At 63.6% G+C, this 22,340-nt stretch carries 19 protein-coding genes and 1 pseudogene; 2 read left to right on the top strand and 18 right to left on the bottom strand.

The window, feature by feature from the left end:
- Positions 1-3: 3 nt before the first annotated feature.
- From WJU18_RS28950 to WJU18_RS28980, 7 genes and pseudogenes are all read right to left on the bottom strand, one after another.
- Positions 4-984 carry a Bug family tripartite tricarboxylate transporter substrate binding protein gene (locus WJU18_RS28950; RefSeq protein WP_423457708.1) on the bottom strand — a complete coding sequence of 327 codons (981 nt, stop codon included), beginning with the start codon at positions 982-984 and terminating at the stop codon, positions 4-6.
- A gap of 34 nt (positions 985-1,018) precedes the next feature.
- A pseudogene (locus WJU18_RS28955) lies at positions 1,019-1,800 on the bottom strand (enoyl-CoA hydratase/isomerase family protein).
- 12 nt (positions 1,801-1,812) lie between these two features.
- Entirely contained in the window at positions 1,813-3,936 is a 2,124-nt protein-coding gene (locus WJU18_RS28960; RefSeq protein ID WP_423457710.1) for an acetate--CoA ligase family protein, read from the bottom strand.
- Positions 3,933-4,838, bottom strand: a complete 906-nt coding sequence (locus WJU18_RS28965; protein WP_423461122.1) for an SDR family NAD(P)-dependent oxidoreductase — start codon at positions 4,836-4,838, stop codon at positions 3,933-3,935. The genes WJU18_RS28960 and WJU18_RS28965 overlap by 4 nt, the downstream gene beginning before the upstream one ends.
- Before the next feature lie 95 nt (positions 4,839-4,933).
- Positions 4,934-6,100 (bottom strand): acyl-CoA dehydrogenase family protein, encoded by a 1,167-nt coding sequence (locus WJU18_RS28970; protein ID WP_423457712.1) that lies wholly within the window; start codon positions 6,098-6,100, stop codon positions 4,934-4,936.
- A gap of 32 nt (positions 6,101-6,132) precedes the next feature.
- On the bottom strand, positions 6,133-7,329 hold the full coding sequence (locus tag WJU18_RS28975) for a CaiB/BaiF CoA transferase family protein (RefSeq protein WP_423457714.1): 1,197 nt from the start codon (positions 7,327-7,329) through the stop codon (positions 6,133-6,135).
- Positions 7,326-7,547 (bottom strand): hypothetical protein, encoded by a 222-nt coding sequence (locus WJU18_RS28980; RefSeq protein WP_423457716.1) that lies wholly within the window; start codon positions 7,545-7,547, stop codon positions 7,326-7,328. Before WJU18_RS28980 ends, WJU18_RS28975 begins: the two co-directional genes overlap by 4 nt.
- Positions 7,548-7,551: 4 nt before the next feature.
- On the opposite strand from WJU18_RS28980, the gene WJU18_RS28985 reads away from it, so the two are divergent.
- Positions 7,552-8,358, top strand: coding sequence for an IclR family transcriptional regulator (locus tag WJU18_RS28985; protein ID WP_423457718.1), 807 nt, complete (start codon positions 7,552-7,554; stop codon positions 8,356-8,358).
- A 275-nt stretch (positions 8,359-8,633) separates the two neighbouring features.
- Here WJU18_RS28985 and WJU18_RS28990 read toward each other — a convergent pair whose 3' ends face one another.
- From WJU18_RS28990 to WJU18_RS29040, 11 genes are all read right to left on the bottom strand, one after another.
- Entirely contained in the window at positions 8,634-9,371 is a 738-nt protein-coding gene (locus tag WJU18_RS28990; protein WP_423457720.1) for an NAD(P)H-dependent oxidoreductase, read from the bottom strand.
- Complete coding sequence (locus WJU18_RS28995) at positions 9,352-10,554, bottom strand: acyl-CoA dehydrogenase family protein (protein WP_423457722.1); 1,203 nt, start codon at positions 10,552-10,554, stop codon at positions 9,352-9,354. Before WJU18_RS28995 ends, WJU18_RS28990 begins: the two co-directional genes overlap by 20 nt.
- 52 nt (positions 10,555-10,606) lie before the next feature.
- A complete protein-coding gene (locus WJU18_RS29000) occupies positions 10,607-12,172 on the bottom strand; it encodes a class I adenylate-forming enzyme family protein (protein ID WP_423457724.1) in 1,566 nt (521 codons plus the stop codon).
- Complete coding sequence (locus WJU18_RS29005; RefSeq protein WP_423457726.1) at positions 12,169-12,969, bottom strand: enoyl-CoA hydratase/isomerase family protein; 801 nt, start codon at positions 12,967-12,969, stop codon at positions 12,169-12,171. Before WJU18_RS29005 ends, WJU18_RS29000 begins: the two co-directional genes overlap by 4 nt.
- 70 nt (positions 12,970-13,039) lie before the next feature.
- Positions 13,040-14,155 (bottom strand): hypothetical protein, encoded by a 1,116-nt coding sequence (locus WJU18_RS29010; protein WP_423457728.1) that lies wholly within the window; start codon positions 14,153-14,155, stop codon positions 13,040-13,042.
- A 39-nt stretch (positions 14,156-14,194) separates the two neighbouring features.
- Positions 14,195-15,814, bottom strand: coding sequence for an AMP-binding protein (locus WJU18_RS29015; RefSeq protein WP_423457730.1), 1,620 nt, complete (start codon positions 15,812-15,814; stop codon positions 14,195-14,197).
- A gap of 22 nt (positions 15,815-15,836) precedes the next feature.
- Complete coding sequence (locus WJU18_RS29020) at positions 15,837-16,313, bottom strand: hypothetical protein (RefSeq protein WP_423457732.1); 477 nt, start codon at positions 16,311-16,313, stop codon at positions 15,837-15,839.
- Positions 16,310-17,386: a phosphotransferase family protein gene (locus tag WJU18_RS29025; protein WP_423457734.1), complete on the bottom strand. Its 1,077-nt coding sequence runs from the start codon at positions 17,384-17,386 to the stop codon at positions 16,310-16,312. The genes WJU18_RS29020 and WJU18_RS29025 overlap by 4 nt, the downstream gene beginning before the upstream one ends.
- On the bottom strand, positions 17,383-17,931 hold the full coding sequence (locus WJU18_RS29030; protein ID WP_423457736.1) for a TRAP transporter small permease: 549 nt from the start codon (positions 17,929-17,931) through the stop codon (positions 17,383-17,385). The genes WJU18_RS29025 and WJU18_RS29030 overlap by 4 nt, the downstream gene beginning before the upstream one ends.
- 8 nt (positions 17,932-17,939) lie before the next feature.
- The gene (locus WJU18_RS29035; protein WP_423457738.1) at positions 17,940-19,253 is read right to left on the bottom strand and encodes a TRAP transporter large permease; all 1,314 of its coding nucleotides are present in this window, start codon (positions 19,251-19,253) and stop codon (positions 17,940-17,942) included.
- 57 nt (positions 19,254-19,310) lie between these two features.
- Positions 19,311-20,411 (bottom strand): hypothetical protein, encoded by a 1,101-nt coding sequence (locus tag WJU18_RS29040; RefSeq protein WP_423457739.1) that lies wholly within the window; start codon positions 20,409-20,411, stop codon positions 19,311-19,313.
- Positions 20,412-20,706: 295 nt separating this feature from the next.
- On the opposite strand from WJU18_RS29040, the gene WJU18_RS29045 reads away from it, so the two are divergent.
- Positions 20,707-22,335: an AMP-binding protein gene (locus WJU18_RS29045; protein WP_423457740.1), complete on the top strand. Its 1,629-nt coding sequence runs from the start codon at positions 20,707-20,709 to the stop codon at positions 22,333-22,335.
- The last annotated feature ends 5 nt before the right edge of the window (positions 22,336-22,340 follow it).

Genomic DNA, 22,340 nt, shown 5'->3' on the forward strand with positions numbered 1-22,340 from the left:
GAGTCAGTCGATGGAGATGTTGTGCTCGCGGATCAGCGCGCCCCAGCGGTCGCGGTCAGCCTTGACGTAGTCATCGACTTGGGCAGCCTCCATAGGCTGCATCATCAGGATGCCAGCCTTGGTAAATGTGGCGCGGAATTTCTCGTCGCGTATGAAACGGGCTGTCGCCTGCTGCAGTGCGGTCACCACTTCGGGTGGCGTGCCGGTCGGGACCGCCAGCCCCAGCCAACTGGCCGCGTGGAATTTCGAGTAGCCGGCTTCCTGCAGGGTGGGCGTATCCGGAAGCCACGGAATGCGCTTTTCCATGGGCACGGCCAGCGCCTTGAGCTTGCCGGCCTGGATGAATGGCAGCGCACCCGGCAACACATCCACGTACAGTTGCACATCATTGCTCATGAGCGCCGTGAGCGCCGGCACGCTGCCCTTGTAAGGCACCTCGGTCATACGGATGCCAAGCTCGGTTTCGATTTTCTTGGCAGTCAGGTAGGTCACGTTGCCCTGCCCCAGGGACGCGAAGTTGAGCTTGCCCTCATTGGCCTTTCCGTAGGCTGCCAGCCCGCGCAGATCGGCCAGCTGCGTCTGCAGATTGGTGACCACCACCGTCGGGACCTCGGCCACGACCGAAATCACACGCAGTTCGCGGATGGGGTCGTAATTGAGCTTTTTTGTCACCAGCGGCGTGACCGTCATGTTCCCGTTGGTAGCCATCAGGAGGGTGTAGCCGTCGGCGGGAGAGCGGGCCGCCGCCCCGGTACCGACCATCGCGCCGGCCCCTGCCCGGTTGTCGACGATGATGGGCTGCTTGAGTTCACGGCCGATGCCGTCGGCGAGCGCACGTGCCAGGTTGTCGGTAATGCCTCCCGGCGCATAGGGCACGATCAGCTTGATCGGCTTGTCGGGGTAGGTCGCCAGAGCCGCCGTGGCCAGCAGCAATGCGATGGCACCGGTAGCAGCGGTGCGCAAGGTACGGATCAAAGCATGCATTTCGTCTCCTTGGTTGTTCGAAGTGAAAAAAGGACTACCTGCCCGAGAAGCGCGGCTTGCGCTTTTCGCGGAACGCGTTGACGCCTTCGGCAAAATCCTCAGTGCCGAATACGACCGCCTGGGCCATGCTCTCCTTGAGCAGAAACTCGCTGAAACTGTCCTTGTAGGCGCCGGCCATCAATGCCCTCGCCAGCCCAAAGGACACCATGGGCCCGGCGGCGATGCGCTGAGCCAGGGCCAGCGCTTGATCCAGGAAGCCTTCGCGCGGCCATACACGGCTGACGAGACCGAGCGAGAGCGCCTCCCGGGCATCGACCCGGCGGTTGCTGAGCAGCAGATCGTTCGCCTGGACGCGGCCAAGCGTGCGGGGCAGGTTGTAGAGCAGCCCCATATCGGGAAGCACCCCCACATTCGCGAAGCCCGCCATGAAGTAGGCATCTTCGACTGCGACGACCACGTCACCGAAGAGTGACAGTGACAGCCCCGCGCCGACGGCAGGTCCGTTCACGGCGGTCACGATCGGCTTCTCGCATTCGGACAGCAGGCGGATGCTGGCGTGCGTCTTCGCCATGCGCCGGCGCACGCCCACGGTGCTGCGGTCGTCCTGCATGGTGCGCAGGTCTCCCCCGCGCAGAAGACGCCTTCGCTGCCGGTCAACAGCATGCACTTCAGGCTGTCGTCCTCCGAAAACCGCTGCGCCTGCTCGAGCAGCGCTTGCTTCATCTCCGCGCTGATCGCGTTGCGGACTTGCGGCATGCGCATCTCCAGCACCAGCACGCCCTCTTTCACTTCGGCGTGGATCGCTTTCTGTTCCATGGCTCAGCCTCCTCAAGAGCGTGTTTGCACCAGGGCATCGAGCGCATAAGCACCCTCGCCCGCCGGCAATGCCAACACCGGGTTCAAGTCAATGCTTTCGAGCTGATCGCCCGCACGGTGCGCGAACACGGACAGGCTCGACAGCATCCTGGCCAGCGCCGGCACATCCGCGGGCGGACGATTGCGCGCCCCCGTCAGGACGCTGGCCGAGCGGATGGACAACACCATGCGCTCGGCTTCCTGTTCATCAAAGGGGCAGCGGCGCAGCACAACATCGTTCATCACTTCGACGAAGATGCCGCCAAGCCCGAACACAGCGATCGGGCCAAATACCGGGTCGCGCTGTATGCCCATGAGGCACTCGACGCCGCCTTGCATCTGCTTGGCGACCAGCACACCGTCAACCCGGGCGTCCGGCGCCTTCTCCGCCGCCCGCGACAGAAGCAGCTCGAAGCCGGCTCGCACGGAGGGCTCATCGCCCACCCCGATGAGAACGCCGCCGATCTCGGTCTTGTGCGCGATATCGGGCGAAATGATTTTCAGCACCACGGGCCAGCCCAGCATGTGTGCAGCCCGGACGGCATCCTCCGCGGTCGTGCAGACCTGCTCAGGTGCCATGGCCACACCATGGTCCGCCAGCACCGCCTTGGCTTGCGCTTCGGAGAGCGGCCCTTTCGGCAGCGTGACCGGCCCACCTTCAGGTTGCCAGAACCGCGGCGGGCGCGCGAAATTGTCACCGAAACGCCCCATGGCGGCGATCGCGCGCGCGGCACGCACCGGATCCTCAAGAACCGCCAGACCGGCGGCGTCATAAGCGCGCCGCCGCTCCAGCGCCATCGTGCCGGATACGACGAACAGCCGGTCCGGGTGCTCCTGCCGCAATCGGGCCAGGTCCGCCATCAGCCGGTCCGCTACGGGCGGCACACCGGCCAGTTGCGCATAAAAACTGAGGATGGAGGAATACCCGCCTTCATCCACCATGGCGCTGGTGAAGCTGCGCACCAAGGTGGGATCATTGAGTGCCTGGGCCGTGCAATCCACGGGGTTGACCGGCGAAGCGTAGGGCAGCAGTTCGTGCAACCGCTGCTGCGCGGCCTGCGGCATAGGCGGCATGGCCAGGTTCTCGTCCTCCGCGATATCGCTGATCAGAACCCCGACGCCACCGCTCACGGTAGCCACCCCCAGCGTGTTGCCCGCCGGGTACGTCTTGAGCGCCGCCATGTACGCGACATCCAGCAACTCATCGACCGAACGCACCCGCGCCACGCCGAACTCGCGCAGCACAGCATCGGTCACAGCATCATCGCCTGCCACCGAAGCGGTATGCGACTGCGCCGCCTTGTGCCCCACCGCGCTGCGGCCCACCTTGAGCATGACCACTGGCTTGCGTGCGCGCCGCGCCGCGGCGAGCGCGTCCACGAACACGTCGGCCCGGGTCACACCCTCGACATAGGCCGCGATCACATCAACCTCCGGATCCTCGGCGTACCAGCGGATGATTTCGCCCACCGTGATGTCGGCCTGGTTGCCCGTCGTCACGCACTGGGGAGTACCCATGCCACGATCGCGCGCCAGGCACACCAGGTGCGAGCCGAACGCCCCTGATTGGCTGACTACGCCAATGCGCCCCGGCAGCGGCCAGCCGCTTTCAAATGCCGTGGTGAAGCTGGCGTACCAACCCACATTGGCGTTGAAAAGGCCGAGGCAGTTCGGCCCCAGGATCCGCATGCCGTGGTGGCGTGCGGTCTCCACCAATTGCTGTTGCATGGCCGCGCCCTCGCCCGGCACCTCGGCGAAGCCGGAGCTGAACACCACTGCTGCGCGCACGCCCCGGCTGCCAAGGGCGTCCAGGGTGCCCAATACCTGGGGAGCTGGCACGGCGACGATGGCCGCGTCCGGGGTTTCCGGCAGCGCAGCCACCGAATCATAGGAACGCAGCCCCTGGACCTCCGTGCGCGCCGGATTGATGGGGTAAATGGCGCCTTGATAGCCCGCACGCCGCATCCAGTCGATCGGCCGGCCGCCGATGCGCGTGGGATCGGAGGAGGCGCCCACGACTGCCACACTGGCCGGCGCCATCAGCGCCTTCAACCCTGCGCCGCGCAGATCCGCCGCTTCCATGATGCGCGCGTTCATACCGGATCCCAGCAGAACACATCGCTGGAGCGCTCGACCCCCACGAAACTGCCTTGCAGAGCCGGCATGGCATGCTCGGCGACGGTTTCCGGCGTCCAGCCTTCACCCCTGTGCACGGAGCGCAGAGGGCGCGGCTGGCTCATCAGGAAAATCTCGTTGTTGCGCACGGCAAACACCTGCGCATTCACATGGCGGGCTGCATCGCTGGCCAGATACACGGCGACCGGCGCGATTTTTTCCGGCGTCATCTGCTTGTTGCGTTCCACGCGCGCCGCCTTTTCCGGGGTGTCGGTCGGCACCGAGCTCGTCATGCGGCTCCAGGCAAAAGGCGAAATACAGTTGGAGCGCACGTGAAAGCGCTCCATGTCCAGGGCGATCGACTTGGACAGCGCCACGATGCCCAGCTTGGCGGCAGAGTAATTCGATTGTCCCGTGTTGCCGACCAGGCCCGAGGTCGAAGTCATGTGCACGAAGCAGCCCGATTGCTGCTCCTTGAAATGCCGCGCGGCCGCCCGGCTCATGTAGAAAGCGCCATGCAGGTGTACCTGGATCACGGCCTCCCAATCCGCCACGCTCATGTTGTGGAAGATGCGGTCGCGCAGGATGCCCGCGTTGTTCACCACGCAATCTATGCGCCCGAAATGGTCTGCCGCAGTCTGCACGATGCGCTCGGCCGCGCTGGCTTCCGCAACGCTGTCGTTGCTGGCCACCGCCCTTCCGCCAGCCCGCTTGATTTCGTCCACCACCAGTTGGCCAGGCGCGTCGTCCCGGCCGTCGCCGGTCAGGCCGGTTCCAATGTCATTGACCACCACTGCGGCACCCTGCGCGGCCATCGCCAACGCGATCGCGCGCCCGATGCCGTTGCCCGCGCCCGTGACCACCACCACCTTCTCCTGCAGCATTCCATTTGTCGTCAACTTGATCTCCTTGTGTTGTTCTGATTGCGGAAAACGCCCTGGCCCTTTGAACACCCTCTCAACACACTCTCAAGACACTCTCAATAGGACTTGGGCAAGCCCAGCACACGCTCGGCGATGTAGGAAAGAATCATTTCGCGGCTGACCGGTGCGATGCGCGCGATCATCACTTCGCGCAGGTAGCGCTCCACATGGAACTCCTTGGCGTACCCGAACCCGCCGTGCGTGAGAATCGCCCGTTCACAGGCATGAAAGCCTGCTTCGGCGCCCAGGTACTTGGCGGCATTGGCTTCGGCGCCGCAGTCGCGGCCATGGTCATACAGCCAGGCGGCCTTGAGCATCATGAGGTTGGCGGCCTCCAGCTCCATCCAATTGGCTGCCAGCGGATGCTGGATGCCCTGGTTCTTCCCGATGGGACGATCGAACACGATGCGCTCGTTCGCATAGCCGGCCGCCTTGCGCAACGCGGCACGGCCGATGCCGATGGCTTCGGCGCCCAGCAGTACCCGCTCGGGGTTCATGCCGTGCAGGATGTACTTGAAGCCCTTGCCCTCTTCCCCGATCCGGTCCTCCACCGGGATCTCCAGTCCGTCGATGAAGAGCTCGTTCGAGTCGATCGCCTTGCGGCCCATCTTGTCGATCAGGCTCACCGTGATCTTTCTGCGGTCCAGGTCGGTGTAGAACAGCGAGAGGCCATCGCTGTGGCTCTTGCATTCCTCGATCGGCGTGGTGCGCGCGAGCAGCAGGATCTTGTCGGCCACCTGGGCGGTGGAGATCCAGACCTTCTGGCCGTGCACGACATAGCGATCCCCCTGCCTTTGCGCCCGCGTCTTGAGCTGGGTGGTATTCAGGCCGGTGTTGGGCTCGGTCACGCCAAAGCAGGACTTGAGCTGGCCCTGCACGATCGGAGGCAGGAAGCGGCGCTTTTGCGCTTCCGTGCCGAACACCACGATCGGCATCAGTCCGAAGATGTTGATGTGAAACGACGCGCAGCCGCTCATGCAGGCACCGGTCTCGGCGACGCTCTGCATCATCAGCGCGGCCTCGGTCACGCCAAGCCCGGAGCCGCCATAGGCTTCGGGGATGGCGATTCCGAGCCAGCCGGCCTTGGCCATGGCAGCATAGAAATCATGCGGAAACTCGCCGCTGCGGTCGCGCTCCAACCAGTAGTCCTCGCCAAAGGGTTCGCAGGACTGTGTCACCGCTTCACGAATGGCCTGCTGTTCGGGTGTGAGTTCAAAAGACATGTCGATTCCTGAAGGGGTTCAATGAAAGTGTTTCAGTGACCCAGCGCGCCTTCGGCGCGCAGCTTTTCGATCTCGTCCGCGCTGAAGCCTGCTTCGCGCAGGACTTCTTCGCTGTGCTGCCCAGGGCGAGGCGCCGCCCGGGTCGAGGCAGGCTGTGTGCGCGACCAGGTCGCCGCGTGGCGCATGGCACGCAAGCGCCCTTCCGTGGGATGATCTTCCGCCTGGAAGAATCCGGTGGCCGTCAGATGTGGATCGTCGAATATCGAATCGAGGGTGTGCACCGGGGTCGAAGGGATGTCGGCCGCATCGAGGCTGGCCAGCCAATCCGCGGTGCTGCGCGTGGCCATGATGCGTCCGACCTCTGCATACAGTGCATCGACATGCTCCGTGCGGGCGGTAAGGTTCGCCAGGCGCGGATCGGTGTCCATCTCGGATTCGCGGCCGAGCAGACGCAGAAAGCTGCGCCATTGCTTGTCGGTGTAGATCAGCGCGCAGACGAAGCCGTCGAGCGTGGGATAGGGCCGCCGGCTGCGTGACAGCAGGCGGGCATAGCCGCCGCCATCGAGCGGCGGTTCGAAACTGCGCCCGCCCAGATGGTCGGACAGCACGAAACTCACCATGGTCTCGAACATGGGAATATCGATGCGCTGGCCCTGGCCGCTTTTCTGCCGTTCGTACACGGCCGCCAGGATGGCCCCCACGGCAGCCAATCCCGTGATGCGGTCGACGATCGCGGCCGGCACGTATTGCGGATCACCACCGCTCGCCCGCGCGAACATCGCTGAAAGTGTCGAAGCGCCCTGAATCAGGTCGTCATAGGCCGGCTTGGCCGCATAAGGCCCGTCCTGCCCGTAGCCGAACACCCCGGCATAGATGATGCGCGGATTGGTCTCGGCCAGGGTTTCGTACGACAGGCCCAGCCGCGCCATGGCCTGCGGCCGCACGTTGTAGACGAACACATCGGCTTCGCTGACCAGGCGCAGCAGGGCCGCGCGGCCTGCAGGGCACTTGACGTCCAGCACCACGCTGCGCTTGCTGCGGTTCGTGTTCAGGAAGATCGGCCCCATGCCCGTGCTGCGCATCGGGCCGATGCCGCGCACCACATCGCCCTCCGGCGCCTCGATCTTGATCACATCGGCCCCCATGTCGCCCAGCCACTGCGTGCCATAGGGGCCCATCAGCACCGCGGTCATGTCGATCACGCGCAGGCCGCTCAGAGGCCCGCTCATGCTTGCGCCCATGCCGGCTCGATGCGGTCTCCAGATGCCGCGCCCGGGATGTCCATGCGTTCCGCTTTAATGAGATCGAGTCGGGTTTGTTCTGATATAAGAATATTCATTTCCATATAAGAATTATTGGAATCGACAGCCGAAGCTGTCAACCGGCCTGCGGGTAAGTCCCAAGCCGCGGATGGAGTCGCCGGATAATTCACGTTGATGTCAGCCAAGACCATGTCCACCCACTCTTCCGAAGACGATGACGACCGCGCAGCGCCGCCCCGCGCGCCGCTACGGGTCATGCAAGTCATCTCCACCCTGGCCAAGCACCGTGACGGCCTTTCGCTGGCCCAACTCAGCGAGGCGCTGCAGCTACCCAAGACCAGTCTTTTCAGCCTGCTCCGCTCACTCGAATCGGGCGGCTACGTGATCTCGGAGAGCGGGCACCACCGCCTCGGCCAGGAGACGCACAGCCTGGCGGCCTTGATCCAGCACACGGACGGCTTTCCAGGCAACGTGCGGCCCTGGCTCAGCCAGTTGCACAAGGCCTGCGAGGAGACCGTGATGGTGGGTGTACCCGCGGACAACTGGACCCGCCTGGTGTATGTGGATGTGATCGAGGCCAGCAGTTGGCTGCGTTACTCGGCCAACGTCGGCGCGCACCGGCCTCTGTACTCGACCTCGCTCGGCTTGACGATGCTGGCCTTCGCCACACCGGAGCAACAGCGGCGCTACCTCGAAACGACGCGGCTTGAAGCGGTGACTGCCTTCACCATCACCACCCGCAAAGGATTGCAGCAAGCGTTTCGCGAGATCCAGGCCGATGGCTACGTCTGCAGCGCGGGCTCGATCGAAGGCGCGACCGGGGTTTCGGCGCCGATCTTCGACAGCGAAGGAAAGCTATACGCGGCTGTGGGCATGGCAGGTCCCACCGCACGCTGCGACCGCCACATGGAGCGCTTCATCGATCTCGTGCGCCAATGCGGCCTACAGATGTCGCGTGCATTGGGATATGAAGGGTCATATCCTGGTAAGGACTAAAAGCGTGTTCACGATGTCCTCCTGATGAGCTTTCGGCCTCATCGGACCATTCGGACTGAGCTTGCATTCACCGCATTGCGGCGCGAGGCGATTGGATTGAACCTGGCGCCGGGGATGCCTTCTCTCGTCATTCCCGCGCAGGCGGGAATCCAGCGACAGCGCTCCCAGCAGACACTGGATTCCCGCCTGCGCGGGAATGACGAGATATTGAAAATAAAAATCTGTTCATTGAAAACTTAGCGAAGCGTTGCGCAGGGCTTGAGCGCCTCGCGCTGTCAGCGCGCCTGAACGCCGCTCCCCAGCGCGTCCGGATGATCCGCCAGGCGTGGCATGGGCAGTGGGGCCAGCTCATCCATGCCTCGGACATAGGCCCGCCAGTCGGCCAGGATCCGGGCACGCCCTTCATCGCCTGCATAAGGCACCTGATAGCCCACGAAGGGCGGCAGGACCTGCATGCCGGTGAACCCAAGGACACCTCTCAGGAGCGGCATCAGAATATCGCGCATGTCCCCGTTGAGGGAGTCGGGTCCGAACGCCTGCGGCGGCGCTCCCGTGGTGACGGCGACGATGGCCCGCTTGCCCGCGAAACGGCCACGCTCGAACACCGCGGAGCGGCCATACACCGGACCCGACACGAACACCCGGTCGATCCAGCCTTTGAGGATCGCGGGCATGCCGAACCACCACAAGGGAAACATCAGCAGCAGCAGATCGGCATCCAGCAAGCGCTGTAACTCCGCCTGTATGTCGGACGCCAGGCTCCGGTTGCTCCAGCCATGGCGCTGCTCAAGAGACACATTCAACGGCCCTTCACTGCGTGGCGCCAGAAAATCACCATGCTCCACCACTGCTTTGAATCGCATGGCGTACAAGTCCGAGACCTGCACCGCGCAGCCCAGGCCTTCCAGTTCCTCGACCGCCGCCGCCCGGAGCGCCGCGTGGAAAGACCGCGGCTCCGGATGAGCGCTGACCAGCAGCGCCCGCCGCGGCGCCTCACCCGCGCAGCAATTCATCGCTGATGATGATCTTGCGCACCTCCGTCGTGCCAGCGCCGATCTCAAGCAGCTTGATGGAACGGTAGAGCCGGTTGATCTCGGACTCCCAGATGTAGCCCATGCCGCCGTGGATCTGAACCGCCTCGTTGAGGACTTTGTTCATGGTTTCGGCCGCATACATGACCGACGCCGCCGTGATCTTGTGCACGCTGCCGCGCCCGCCTCCACCGATTTCCAGATCGTTGGCCGCACGAAGCGCCTGGTAGGTGAACAGGCGCATGGACTCGATCCAGACATACATGTCCGCCAGCTTCGCGCGGATCATCTGGAAATCGGAAATGGGCTTGCCGAACTGCACGCGGGTACGGGCGTAGTCTAGAGAGAGTTCGAGCGCGCGCTCGGCGATCCCCAGGCAGATGGGCGCGATCATGGCCCGCTCCAGGTCCAGGCCGCTCATCACGACCTTGACCCCCTCGTCGAGCCCGCCCACCAGATTCCTCACCGGGACCCGGCAATTGTCGAACACCAGTTCACCGGTCTGGCTGCCGCGGAACCCCATCTTCACGAGCTTCTGGGCCACACTGAAGCCGGGCATGTCCTTTTCGACGATGAACGCCGAGATCCCCTTCGCGCCGCGTGCCTTGTCGGTCTTCGCGTAGACGAGCAGCACGTCGGCCACAGGGCCATTGGTAATGAAGATCTTCCTGCCGTTCAGCACGTAGGCGTCGCCGTCCAGCGTCGCGGTGGTGGCCATGGAACCCAGGGCATCCGAGCCGGCACCGGGCTCGGTCAAGCCCAAGGCGCCTGTGAGCTTGCCGCTGCACAGGCCCGGCACGTAGCGCTGGCGGATGTCGTCATTGGCATTGCGAAAGATGTTGTAGAGGCACAGGTTCTCATGCGCCACCCAGCTCAGGGCCAGCGCGTGGTTCCAGCGCGAAAAAGCCTGCAACACGAGGCCACTGGTGAACAGATCCATGCCAACGCCCCCCAGCTCCGAGGGCACAGGGATGCCGAAGTAGCCGTTCGCGCCGATTTTCCCGAAGATATCGGATGGCCACCACTCCTCATCGTCCATGCGCTGGGACAAAGGATGGAACTCGCTGCGGGCAAAGCGGTCGGCCTGGTCAAGAACGGCCTGCTCATCGTCGGAAAGGCCTGAGAAGCGCTGTGCGGCGTTCATGGTGGAAGCGGTGGTGTTCATCAGAATGCTTGCAAAAGAAAAAAGGAAAAAGAAACGGAGGGAAGAGATGGCCTCAATCGACGCGCTGGTCTTCGCCGAGCGGAAAGCGCGCGAGCTCATGCCGCTGCAGCTTGCCGGTCGTGCTGCGCGGCAGCTCCTCGGAACGCACGAACTGCAGATAGCGAGGCCGCTTGTAGCCGGCGAGCCTCTCGCGGCACCAGGCCACAATCTCCTCGCGCGTGGCCGTCTGGCCGGCTTGCAGCACCAGCACGGCTTTGATGGTTTCGCCCCAGTGCGCATCCGGCACGCCGAACACACAGGCCTCCTGGATCGCCGGGTGCCGGCTGATCACGGCCTCGACCTCGGCGGGATAGACGTTCTCCCCGCCAGTCTTGATCAGGTATTTCTTGCGATCGACGAAAGTCAGCGTGCCATCGGTCTCCCATCGCAGCAAGTCGCCCGTGTGCAGCCAGCCGCCTTTGAACACGTCAGCATTGGCTGCTTCATCGTCGAGATAGCCGGACATGACCGTCGGGCCTCGTACCACGCATTCGCCAGGCACACCGACCGGCACGTCGTTCATGTCGTCGTCCACGATGCGCACTTCCATCAGAGGCGACGGCAGTTTGCGCAAGCTGGGCATTTCGCCGGGGCCCGACCGCCTGTGCGCGAGCAGGTAGCTGGACTCGCTCTGGCCGAAAGCGTCGTAGAAATCGGTATGGCAAGCTTCGGTCAAGCGAGCTACCACCTGCGGCATCATGTTGGCATAGCCAATGAAAAAGCGCAGCGACGACAGGTCATGCGCGCCGCGCGCGGGATGATCGAGAAAATTGGTGATCACCCCCGGCAGCAGCAAGGTCCAGGACAAGCGGTCACGCTCGATCAGCTCGAACATCTGCGCCACGTCAGCCCTCTGGAAGGTGGCATAGATGCCGCCGGTCCAGAAGGTCGCGTAGAGCGATTCGTCACCGCCGCAATGAAACAGCGGCAGCCATCCGATGAAGCCATCGCGTTCGGTCAGTCCGAACCACTGGGCCAGCCGCAGCCCACGCGTGGCTGCCGCCTGCTGGCTGATCAATGCGCCCTTGGGCTGCCCGGTGGTTCCGCTGGTAAAGAGGATGTTGTGAATGTCGCCGCCCTGTGCCACGCGAGGCGGATCGGCCGGGTGGCTGGCGCTCAGCAGATGTTCGTAATCATCAAAGCCTGGCGCCTCGCCGAAAGCGATCCAGTGCCGGATTCCGGGCGCTTCGGCTTGAAGCTTCTGCGCGGCGGGCGCGAGCGTGTCCGACACCAGCAAGCCGGCGGGCTTGCTCTTGCGCAGGCAGGCCGCGAGTTCGGCAGGGTGCAGCCGTACGTTCAAGGTGGCGACCGTGATCCCCAGCGCCGCCATGGCGGCATAGCATTCAATGTATTCGGGCCGGGTCTCGGACAGCACGGCGATCGTGTCGCCCCTGCGGTAGCCCAACCCATGCAGCGCATTGGCCAGGCGCCAGGCGCGGTCACCCAACTCGGCATAGCTGCGCCGTCCGCCATCCCAGCTGACCGCCGTGCGATCGGCATACAGCGAGAAGGCGCGGCGGAACATGGCATCGAGCGTGATGCCGCCAGCCAGCGCGGCTTGAACCTGCCAATCGTTCACGCGTGGCCTCCTCTGCTTTCTCCGCCCTGGCTGCGCGACGCAAAAGCGGCTACCCTGCGCGCGAAATCCTCGGTCCCGGCGCAACGGACAAAGGCCGCTTTCTCGCGGTCCAGCTGCGCCTGCAGGGCATCCCGGCCCTGCACCGCCGTAAGTTGCTTGAACTCGGCAACGGCCTGCGGCGCCATCGCCGCCAGCTTGCGCGCCCATTCCTGCGCTTCGGCATCGGCGCTCCCGGCATCGATCACGCCATTGATGAGCCCCCATTCATGCGCCTCTGAAGCGGTGAACGTGCCGTGCAGGGTGAGCAATTCGAAGGCACGCGCTGCCCCGAGGCGCCGCGTCAGCCAGAAGCTCAAACCACCATCGGATGACGCACCGAGCTGCGCATACGCCGTCACGAAACGCGTGCCGCTGGTGGCCAGCACCAGATCGCACGCCAACGCCAGCGAAATGCCGCCACCTGCGACCGCTCCTTGCACGCTGGCGATGACCGGCACCTTGGCGCGGCTGAGGGCCATCACACTGGTATGAAAGCTGTCGATCATGCGGCTGATGAACGCCGGCAGCTCGTCCCGGTGAGCGTGCATGGCCAGCACATCGCCGCCGCCGCAAAAGGAGCGGCCCTCGCCGCGCAATACGATGGCCCGAACACCGGGCTCGGCCACCGCCTGACCGATCGCCAGACGCAGGCCCTCGATGGTGGCGTAGTCGAGCGCATTGAATGCGTGGGGCCGCGACAGCGTGATCGTGGCAACCCCTTGCTCAAAGCCTGTATGCACGGTTGAATCGTTGTTCATGAGTGTCTCTTCCAAATCATCTTTGCAGGCGCCACCGGCATCGGACATGCCCACCCACAGTGAACTGCCTTTACATGCCGGGATGCATCTGCAACGACTGGTACTTCGGATAACCAGACACCACGCCATACTCGATGATGCCGTAGCCCACCTGATCACCATCAGTGACTTCGATCACGTGGTCGGACAGCGTCCGCGCCAGGCGCCGTGTTTCCGGATCGGTCAGATCCCATTGGTCGTGCTCGCTGTAGAGCGGCCCTTTATCGTCGCCTTGTGCCCAGCCCCTGTACCCGCCATAGAGCCCGCCCTTGAGAAAATAACGGCCTGGGAGCGCGCGCATCTGAAGCGTGCGCCGGGTACCGTTGGCGAACTCGATCTCGAAAACCCCTGAGCGCAGCGTTTGACCTAGCGGATCATCCATCCAATCGATCTCATGGGAGATGGAATCCACGGCCAGACCGCGATCGATCTTCTTGCCCAAGGGCAAGGTCTGCTCGCCCGTGAGGTAGATCAAGTTCCCCGGCGCTCGCTCGTTGAAATACCACTGGACGCCATATTCCGGAAATTGCACTGTCGTCCAGGTCCAGAACAGCGGCGGGTAAGGGGTCATTGGCGGGCGCGTTTCATCGGTGCACATCTCTGCGCGGATGCCCCAGGAATGATCCCTCTGGCCCAGCCAGGTATCCGGTGAAACCTCGTACCTCTTGCCATGCACCTCGATCCAGCCGCTGTACTTTCCGAACTGCTGGACACGCATGAGGTTCTCCGTGACACGGCCATGGCGGCGCCTGAAATGAGGAGCCTCCTCGTGGGGGTTCATGGTGGCCAGGTATTCCAGATCGAACCTGATGCCGGAGTCGTTTTCAGCAAGCGTCAGACGGTGCTTGCGCAACCCCTCGATCACCGAGATCTCCAAAGGACCGATCCGCGTGCGTAACGGATCGGGACGCAGCCGCCGCGACAGCCGGAGGTTGTACTGTTTTGTCCCGATAGTGACGCCGGCAAAGCCGTCCATGACATTGCGGTTGGGGTGATAGCCAATGCCGAGATCGAAGATGATGTCGCCGCCGGGAATGGGATGGCCGGTATACCAGAGCCGCTCCATCCATGCCGGATCGCTGCTTTCCACATGGTCGAATGTCGTGGGCGTCTGATGCCCAATGAGATCATCCTGGGGAGTCAACATGAATCTGCCTCTTTCATTGATGGGTGGAGGGGTGGAAAATCATGGCTTCATGCGGCCTATCTTTTCCCGCTTGACCTGAATGCCCGCGGCTTCCCGGTCCCACGTATCGGCCGTGATGCCGTCTTCGCGCAGCTTGATCTTCTGGACCTTCGCGGTAGGGGTGCGCGGCAGCCCATCGACCACCCGGACATAGCGGGGGATCATGAAGTGGGCCATGCGCGGCCGCAGGAATTCGATCAGTTCCGCCGGGTCGAAGTGCGCGTCCTCCTTGAGCGCGATCACCGCCATGACTTCGTCCTCGGCGATCTCGCTGCGCACGGCGATCGCCGCCGCCTCGCGTACGGCCGGATGGGCCAGCACTTCTGACTCGACTTCGAAAGACGAGACGTTCTCGCCCCGCCTGCGGATCGCATCCTTCAAACGGTCCACAAAGTAAAAATTGCCTTCGGCGTCCTTGCGAAAGCCATCCCCCGTATGGAACCAGCCATTGCGCCAGGCAGCGGCGGTCGCCTGCGGATCGCCCGCATATCCATGGCTGAGGGCCCATGGGCAGTCGGTACGGACCACCATCTGGCCCACCGCGCCCACCGGAACCTCGCAGTCGTTCTCATCAACCAGCCGGACCTCCACGCCAGCCCTCGGCCTGCCGGCGCTGCCGAGTTCGCTGGGGTTCGGGTCCCCTACGAGCGGCATCGATATCTCGGTCATATTGAAATGGGTATGAATCTCCGTTCCGAAGCGCTCATGAAACTGCGGTGCGGTATCGTTGAGCGGCACATACGTACAGGTTCTGAGCGTATGGTTCCTGTCGTCCGGGCTGGCGGGACGCTTGAGCAACAGGCCCCCCATCACGCCCAGCAGGATCGCGGTGGTGATTTCCATCTCGCGCACCGTCGACCAGAACGTCTGGGTGTCGAACACATCGACCATCGCGATCGAGCCGCCATGAATCAGCATTGCGGTGACCGGCATGACGCCACCCGAATGGAACAGCGGCAGGTTGATCATGTAACGGTCGTCCGGGCGCAGGAAAGGTGCCGACTTCGACATGCAATACAGGTGCACGTAGGATGACATCACGGCTTTCGACGGTCCGGTCGTGCCTGATGTGAAGATGATCGACTGCGTGTCCCAGGGGGCGATCTCGCGTTCGAGCGTTGGCGGCGCAGTCTCGGATGCTTGCAAGGCGCTGGCGGGGTGAACCTTGAGGCCGTTGACCGGGGTGGCCTGCCCGCCGACCACCACAATCGCCGCCAACTGGCCGAGTTCCACCTCGCCCAGCCGCGCATGCAGGTCGGCATGAACAATGCCCAGGCGGGCCTCCGAGAGCTGCACCGCATGACGCAGGAGGTTGCCGCGATAGGCCAGATTGACCGGTACGAACACCGCGCCAAGAAAATTCAGGCCGAACCAGACACGCAGGCAGTCGGCACTGTTGGGCAACCAGGCCAACACGCGATCGCCCTGCCTGACACCCAGCGACTTCAGTGCGTTGGCGGTGGTGATGGCCTCGCGCAGCGTATCTGCATAGGTCCAGGTCTCTCCATCCTGAAAGACCGCAAAGACCTTTGCGGGCTGCACCTTCGCCCAGTGCTCCAGCATGTGGCGCTGGACGCATTGCTGCGCGGCGGGCATCCGGGGATCCAGGTGATAAGCCATAGCCACTCTCCGTGTCATCTCATCAGGTACCCGCCTCAGCTCCGCCGCGCGCGATCTCCGCGAATAGCGGCTTGCGGGTGATCTTCATCTCGGCGCTCAGTTCCTCGTGGAGGTGCTCCCGGATCAGCGCCGCGAGACGGTCGAAACCGGCCTCGTGCCGCCGCGGCCAGACAAGAGCGATGGCGTCGCCGATGGAAGCGTCGAGCTCGGCCTTCAGGCTGAGGAGATCGTCGGCGGCATGGGGTGGCGGCAAATCCTTCCGGGCCGCAGGAGCCAGCGCGGGCAGAACCACGGCGATCTCCGCCAACAGTGCCCGCTTGGCATCGACCTGCCGGGCCAGCGGCATCTGTGCCCACTCCACCCGAGGCGCAAGATTGTTGAGGATATCGATGACCCCAATGGCCTGTCCCCGTGCATAGGAGTCGGTCACGTGCGGAATCACATCGGAGCGCATCGTGGCGATGATGCCGTCGATCATGCGTTGCAGCGGAATGTTCATGAGGCTCGCTCCATGGCCGACTCCACTTGCAGCAACAGGCGCGGAATCTGTGCGCCCATCCCGGCCATCCTGAGATCACTGAAGCCACGCCGCGCGAAGCAGTTGGTGGCGCCGTAATGCATGATGGCCAGCTTGAATGTGCCGAAGGCCTCCCAATAAGCCATGTCAGCCAGCGAGACTTCATGGCCCGTGAGCGCGCTGTACCGGTCACGCAGTTCTTCTCGCTCGAAGAAGTGGCACATATAGGACGACCGCCCCCGCCAGGCTTGCAGGCAGACCCAGCCCAGGTCTTCCACGGGGTCGCCCAACCGGACCAGCTCCCAATCAAGGATCGCGGTGATCCGGTCACCCGTTTCCAGGAAATTGCCGATCCGGTAATCGCCATGCGTGATCGAGATCCGCGAAGCCTGCGGCGCCCGCTCGCGCAGCCATGCCGCGGCCAGCTCCAGCATCGGTACCCTGTCCGGCGACCACCGCGCCAGGTTGGCCATCCAGTTGTCCACCTGTTCCGTAGCGGCGCGACGGGGATCTTTCGTCCCACCGATCGAGGCGACTGGTGTGTCCTGCCACCGGAACGCGTGCAGAGCGGCCAGCGCGGTGACAAATTGCCCGCCAAGCAGAACCCGCCGCCGGTCATCAAACGCCGGCCCCCCATCATGCGTCCATGGGATCGGCGCCTCGCCAGGCACGAGATCGCTGACGAAGAACGGCGCGCCCAGCACTGACACGTCATCGCTGTACCAATACACCCCGGGCACCGGCACCGCGCTGCCGGTCAATGCCCTGAGTGTCACGAACTCGGGATAGGCCTGGTAGGGCCCGAAGATGCCTGTCGGCGGCCCGGCGCGCAAAATCAAGTCGCGCTCGATCGCCGTGCCTTGCTCCAGCCACTTCGCGCGCAAGCCATAGGTCACCCATGAAAACCCGACCGTGAAGCGCCGGAGCGGCCCGATCTCGACGGGACTGCCCAACTGCGCGCTCGCGAACGCCGCCAGCGCGCCACGGATCGCTTCAACCGCAGTGGGGTCGAATACCGCCGCGCCGGGCAGCGGATTCAGGACACGGCTGTTCATATCGCGGCGCTCTCGTACTGCGTCACCTCCTGATCGACGATGGCCTCCAGGCCCAGCGCCCGGCGGATATCGCGATAGAGCAGCCGGCACATCTCGAGCAGCATCAAGCCGAAAGCCAGCGGCATCATCACGAGGACCGGCCACAGCGGCAGAAAGTCGGAGCCGATCTGCATGGTGCGGTTGCTCTCGATGCTGCCCCAGACGAAGCGCACGATGTACCAGAGGAAAGCCGCATAGACAGCGATTTCGACCAATAGAACGAATACCGACAGGCACGCGCGGCGGCGGGGCGGCAACGCGTCGGCAAAACTCTCCAGCCGCGGAAACATGCCCTCGCGGTGCGCAATCGGCAGCGCCCAGAAAACGAGCAGGGGAAAGATGATCCGCTCGACGATGTTGTAGGCCCCGGGAATCAGGTCCATCTGCAGGAAATAGCGGCCGGCCACGCTGATCACCGTCACCATCATCATGATGAACAGCATCAGCCCTGCTCCGATCGCTGCAAGGCCCCACTCGAAAGCCCAGATAGTTTTCCAGAAACGCATGGCGGGCCTCAATTCAAATGGCTTGGCAGCCAAGTGGCAATGCCGGGAAAAATCATCATCACGGCGACCACCACCACGGCCGCGATGGAGGAAAAGACCATGCATGGCCGGAACACCGGTCCGACCGGCGTTCGCGCCGCCGTGGCGGCCGAGAACGCCACCAGGCCGACAGGTGGCGTCAGCAGCCCCAGCGAGATGACGAAGCAGGCCATGACGCCGAACCAGATCACATCGACATGGGCAGCCTGCACCATGGGCAGGATGATCGGAACCGCCAGCACGATGGTGGTCACCTCCTCCAGAAACATGCCCGCCGCGAATAGGCCCAGCATCAGGGTGAGCACCAACAGCGTCGGATTGGCCACCAGCGGCTCGACCAGATGAAGCAGCTCGGTGGGCAAGCGGGAGAGCGACATGAAGCGCGAGAAGATCTGCGCCGCGATCAAGAGCATCAGGAGCATGGCCGACACCTTGACGGAATCGATCAGCGCCTGCGCAATCTGGTGGATGTCGACCCGGCGCATGGCGATCATTCCGACGAAAGCCGCAAACGCACCGAGCGCACCAGCTTCGCCGACCGTGACGACGCCGCCGTAGATGCCGCCGAATACGACCGCCATCAGAACGATCACGAAGATGAAGGCGCTGACGGAACGCCGCAGCGCCGCTGGATCCTGCTCCTCCATCTCCGAACGCACCCCGTCCACCGAGCCGGGCACCACGTCACCGAAAAAGTAGAGGCAGCCGACGTACACGCCGATGCAGAGGACGCCCGGTCCGATGGAGCCGATGAAAAGATGGCCGATGGGAATCTCCGTCAAGGAGCCATAGATCATGATCAGCAGGCTTGGCGGAATGATCACGGAAAGGGAGCCGGCAATGGCGGCGAGCGCCACGGAAAAGCTGCGCGTATAGCCGACGCGCTGGAGCTCAGGACCCGCCAGCGTGGCCAGCGCGGCGGCACTGGCCGTGCCTGATCCCGAGACCGCGCCCAGCAAGCCTCCGGTAATGAGCGTCGCGACGCCGAGCGGGAAGCGCCGGTAACCGGCGATGCGGTGCCCCACGCGGAACAGATCGACGATCACCCCGCCCTTGAGCAGGAGCTGGGCCATGAGCAGATAAAGAGGGATGATCGACAGCGTGTAGGTGGAAGCGGTGTAGAACGCATCCTGGCCGGCGATGCCGTTGAGGACACTGGGCCCTATCCACAACATCACGCCGAGCAATCCGGCTCCGAGCAGGCAGGTGGCGACGGCCTGCCCGGCCACCAGAAAGACCACGATCCAGAGAGTCACTACCCAGATGATCCAATCCTTGGACATAAAAGCTCCGCGCGAAGAAGAGGACAGGCGCTGGATGAAGGCAGCGCCCCTGGGGATTTACTTGGCGAGATACTCCGCCACGCCGCCCGGCATTTTTCCGCCTTCGGCCTGGATGAATGCGGCGTAAAGCTTCGCAGCCTTCCTGGCGGGATGGCCCTTCGCCTCGTTCTTCTCGATCCAGGTGATCCAGGTATCAGCCGCCGCCTTGTTGATGTGGTCCTGCATGGACTTGGACAGGCTGTTGACCGACACGAAAGAGCCTTTGTCCTTCTTGATGGACTCGTCGCGCACGGTGGCCACGCGCGCTTCCCATTGCTTCGCATTGGTCAGTGCAATCTCGCGAGCGGTCTTGTCGAAGAGCGTTCGCTGCTGCTCGGAGAGTTGCTTCCAAGCGCTGTCACTGACGGCGAGATAGCTCTCCCAGTGGCCAATCGAGACATCGACGATCGAGTGGCGCAGCACTTGCTGCAGCGAATAGGACGGCCAGTCCGAGATGGCGATGATCAATCCCTCGATCGTTCCGCGCGAAGCTGCCTCGAAAGCCGCCGGCCCCGGCAACGTCACCGGCGTCGCACCCAGCTTTTCCAGAACAATGGTGTGAAGCGCCGACCCCGCACGTAGCGGAGTCCCCTTGAAGTCCGCCGGCTCCTTGAGCACCTTCTTCACTGTCGAGATCGAATAGGGAGAAGTCGCCCCAAGTGCCCAGGCACGGATGCCTTTGCTGCCGATCTCGTACTGGTAGAAATTCTTGCCGTCCTTCAGCACGTCATTGGAATCGAGCAACTTCTGGAAGGCACGGGTGACCATCGGTGAGTCGGTGCCGTAGGTCGGCAACTGCGTCACGTCCGACAACGGAAACCTGCCCTCGTGATAGGGCGCCAGCAAGGGAGCGGCCACCGCAATCGCGCCGCTGGTGAGGGCATCGAGTTCACGCCCGGCCTGCGTGAGTTCACCAGCATAGAAACGGGTGAACTTGACTCCTCCCTTGGAGCCTGCCTCGATCGCATCGGCAAACGGCTCCATGTGAGCGCCGACCCACGGATGAGGCTTCGCAAGCCCCGACGAGATGATGAAGTCGGCCGCTTGCGTAGCGGTGACAGTGAGCGCAATACCGACCAAAGTGGTCGCCACAGCTAGTTTTCTAGCGATAGGGAACATGCTTTGAAACTCCTCTCGTTGAACAGAGTCGCCACCGATCCAAGGTGAAAGTTACACCTCGAAGCGAGCGAATTCTAGGAGGCTCAAACTCCGCAAGTCAATAAAAATGAGCATTACTCAAATTGGTGTATTCCCTAACAGGGACTTTTCTCTCTCATGCGCAAATACATTTAATCCATCAATTTCATAAAAATTGAGTCAGACTCATAAATCTGTTGACACCGATGGTTTGCAACCGTACGATCCGCCGCAATTCATGTCACGCCGGCACATAGAAAAAGTACAGGAGACATCCATGTCCGACATCGAACGCTCTGGAGCACAAGCCGACACCGCGGCGCTCCACTCGAACCTGATCCACCGGGTCAACGTAGGCGACAGCCTCACCCGGACCGCGGCCCGCCTGCCGAAGGCGATTGCCGTGGTGGAAGGCGAGCGGCATCTGAGCTACGGCGAATTGAACGCCTGGGTGAACCGTGTGGCGCATGGACTGGCCGTGCGCGGCTACCGCCGCGGCGATGCGCTGGCTCTCGCTTCGGGCAACAGCACCGAGTTCCTCGTGACCTACTACGCCTGCGCCAAGCTGGGTGTGGTGTGCGTACCAATCAACCTGGGATGGCGGCCCGAGGAAGTCACCTACGTGCTGAAGCACTCCAGGGCGCGGGGCCTGGTCATCGAAGCTCAACTGCTTTCCGCGCTGTCTCCGGCGTTCATCCAGGTGCCGGAGGTGGCCGATGTGATCGTGGCGCCAGGCACCGGGGCCAGCGAAACCGTGGATCTGCCGAACCGGAGCCAGCTCACCTTCGCGGAGCTTGGCGATGGAGCGCCGTCCACCGAGCCGGAATGCCTTGTCGAAGACCGCGATCCGATCACCTATCTCTACACCAGTGGCACCACCTCCGCGCCGAAGGGCGTGGTCGGCAACCACACCGCCATCTACCTGGAATCGCTGACGCTGGCCATGGAGGCGCGCTTCACGAACGACGACCGGTTCGTGGCCATGCTGCCGATGTTCCACGCCGCCCAGCTCAACTGCCATTGCACCTCGGCGCTCATGGTGGGCGCCACGCTGCACATCCGGCGCGGGTTCGACGCGGGCGAGCTGCTGGATCAGATCGAATCCGAAGGCATCACGCAGATCTTCGGGCTGCCCATGATGTTCCGGCAGATGCTGGAGCACCCTGCCATCCAGCGCACGGATCTGTCCAGCCTGCGCCGGGCCTGCTATGCCATGGCCCCCATGCCCGATGCGCAGCTGCGGCGCTGCATCGAGGTCTTCGACTGCGACTTCTACCTGTTGTTCGGCCAGACCGAGATGAGCCCCACGTCCACCATGTTCCGGCCTGAGCACCAGTTGTCGCACTCGGGCGCGGTCGGCACCCCGGTGGTCAATGTGCAGGCCGCCATCATGGACGAGGGCGGCCAACTGCTGCCCGCTGGAGAGCAAGGCGAGATCGTCTACCGGGGCATCCACACCATGACCGGCTATCTGCGCGACCCCGAGGCCACCAGCCGGGCATTCGCGCACGGCTGGTTCCACTCCGGCGACGTCGGCCACTTCGATACGGACGGCATTCTCTGGTTCGACGACCGGCGCAAGGACGTGATCAAGTCCGGTGGCGAGAATGTGGCTTCCATCGAGGTGGAAAAGGCCGTCTACGCCGCCGATGACAATGTGGCCGAGGCAGTGGTGATCGGCTTGCCCCATGCGCACTGGGGCGAGGCCATCACCGCGGTCGTCGTGCCCAAGCCCGGCGCCACCCTGGACGAGCAGCGGATCATCGGCCAGATCAAGCAGCTGATCGATCCCTACAAGGCGCCGAAGGCCATCATCGTCACCGACGCCCTGCCCCGCACGTCCACGGGCAAGGTCCAGAAGAACCTGGTTCGCGAGAAGCTCGCGGCTCATTACGGCCAGAAATAGCCGCG

The sequence above is a fragment of the Ottowia sp. VDI28 genome (assembly GCF_049532675.1).
Taxonomy (GTDB): Bacteria; Pseudomonadota; Gammaproteobacteria; order Burkholderiales; family Burkholderiaceae_C; genus Ottowia.

Bases quoted from the DNA above. Each gene is read 5' to 3' on its own strand.
- WJU18_RS28970 (WP_423457712.1), bottom strand. From the start codon at position 6,100: ATGTCTTTTGAACTCACACCCGAACAGCAGGCCATTCGTGAAGCGGTG.
- WJU18_RS29005 (WP_423457726.1), bottom strand. From the start codon at position 12,969: ATGAACAACGATTCAACCGTGCATACAGGCTTTGAGCAAGGGGTTGCC.
- WJU18_RS28990 (WP_423457720.1), bottom strand. From the start codon at position 9,371: ATGAATTGCTGCGCGGGTGAGGCGCCGCGGCGGGCGCTGCTGGTCAGC.
- WJU18_RS28975 (WP_423457714.1), bottom strand. From the start codon at position 7,329: ATGAGCGGGCCTCTGAGCGGCCTGCGCGTGATCGACATGACCGCGGTG.
- WJU18_RS29015 (WP_423457730.1), bottom strand. From the start codon at position 15,814: ATGGCTTATCACCTGGATCCCCGGATGCCCGCCGCGCAGCAATGCGTC.
- WJU18_RS28965 (WP_423461122.1), bottom strand. From the start codon at position 4,838: ATGCTGCAGGAGAAGGTGGTGGTGGTCACGGGCGCGGGCAACGGCATC.
- WJU18_RS28950 (WP_423457708.1), bottom strand. From the start codon at position 984: ATGCATGCTTTGATCCGTACCTTGCGCACCGCTGCTACCGGTGCCATC.
- WJU18_RS28960 (WP_423457710.1), bottom strand. From the start codon at position 3,936: ATGAACGCGCGCATCATGGAAGCGGCGGATCTGCGCGGCGCAGGGTTG.
- WJU18_RS29010 (WP_423457728.1), bottom strand. From the start codon at position 14,155: ATGTTGACTCCCCAGGATGATCTCATTGGGCATCAGACGCCCACGACA.
- WJU18_RS29020 (WP_423457732.1), bottom strand. From the start codon at position 16,313: ATGAACATTCCGCTGCAACGCATGATCGACGGCATCATCGCCACGATG.
- WJU18_RS29030 (WP_423457736.1), bottom strand. From the start codon at position 17,931: ATGCGTTTCTGGAAAACTATCTGGGCTTTCGAGTGGGGCCTTGCAGCG.
- WJU18_RS29035 (WP_423457738.1), bottom strand. From the start codon at position 19,253: ATGTCCAAGGATTGGATCATCTGGGTAGTGACTCTCTGGATCGTGGTC.
- WJU18_RS28985 (WP_423457718.1), top strand. From the start codon at position 7,552: ATGTCCACCCACTCTTCCGAAGACGATGACGACCGCGCAGCGCCGCCC.
- WJU18_RS29025 (WP_423457734.1), bottom strand. From the start codon at position 17,386: ATGAACAGCCGTGTCCTGAATCCGCTGCCCGGCGCGGCGGTATTCGAC.
- WJU18_RS29045 (WP_423457740.1), top strand. From the start codon at position 20,707: ATGTCCGACATCGAACGCTCTGGAGCACAAGCCGACACCGCGGCGCTC.
- WJU18_RS28995 (WP_423457722.1), bottom strand. From the start codon at position 10,554: ATGAACACCACCGCTTCCACCATGAACGCCGCACAGCGCTTCTCAGGC.
- WJU18_RS29040 (WP_423457739.1), bottom strand. From the start codon at position 20,411: ATGTTCCCTATCGCTAGAAAACTAGCTGTGGCGACCACTTTGGTCGGT.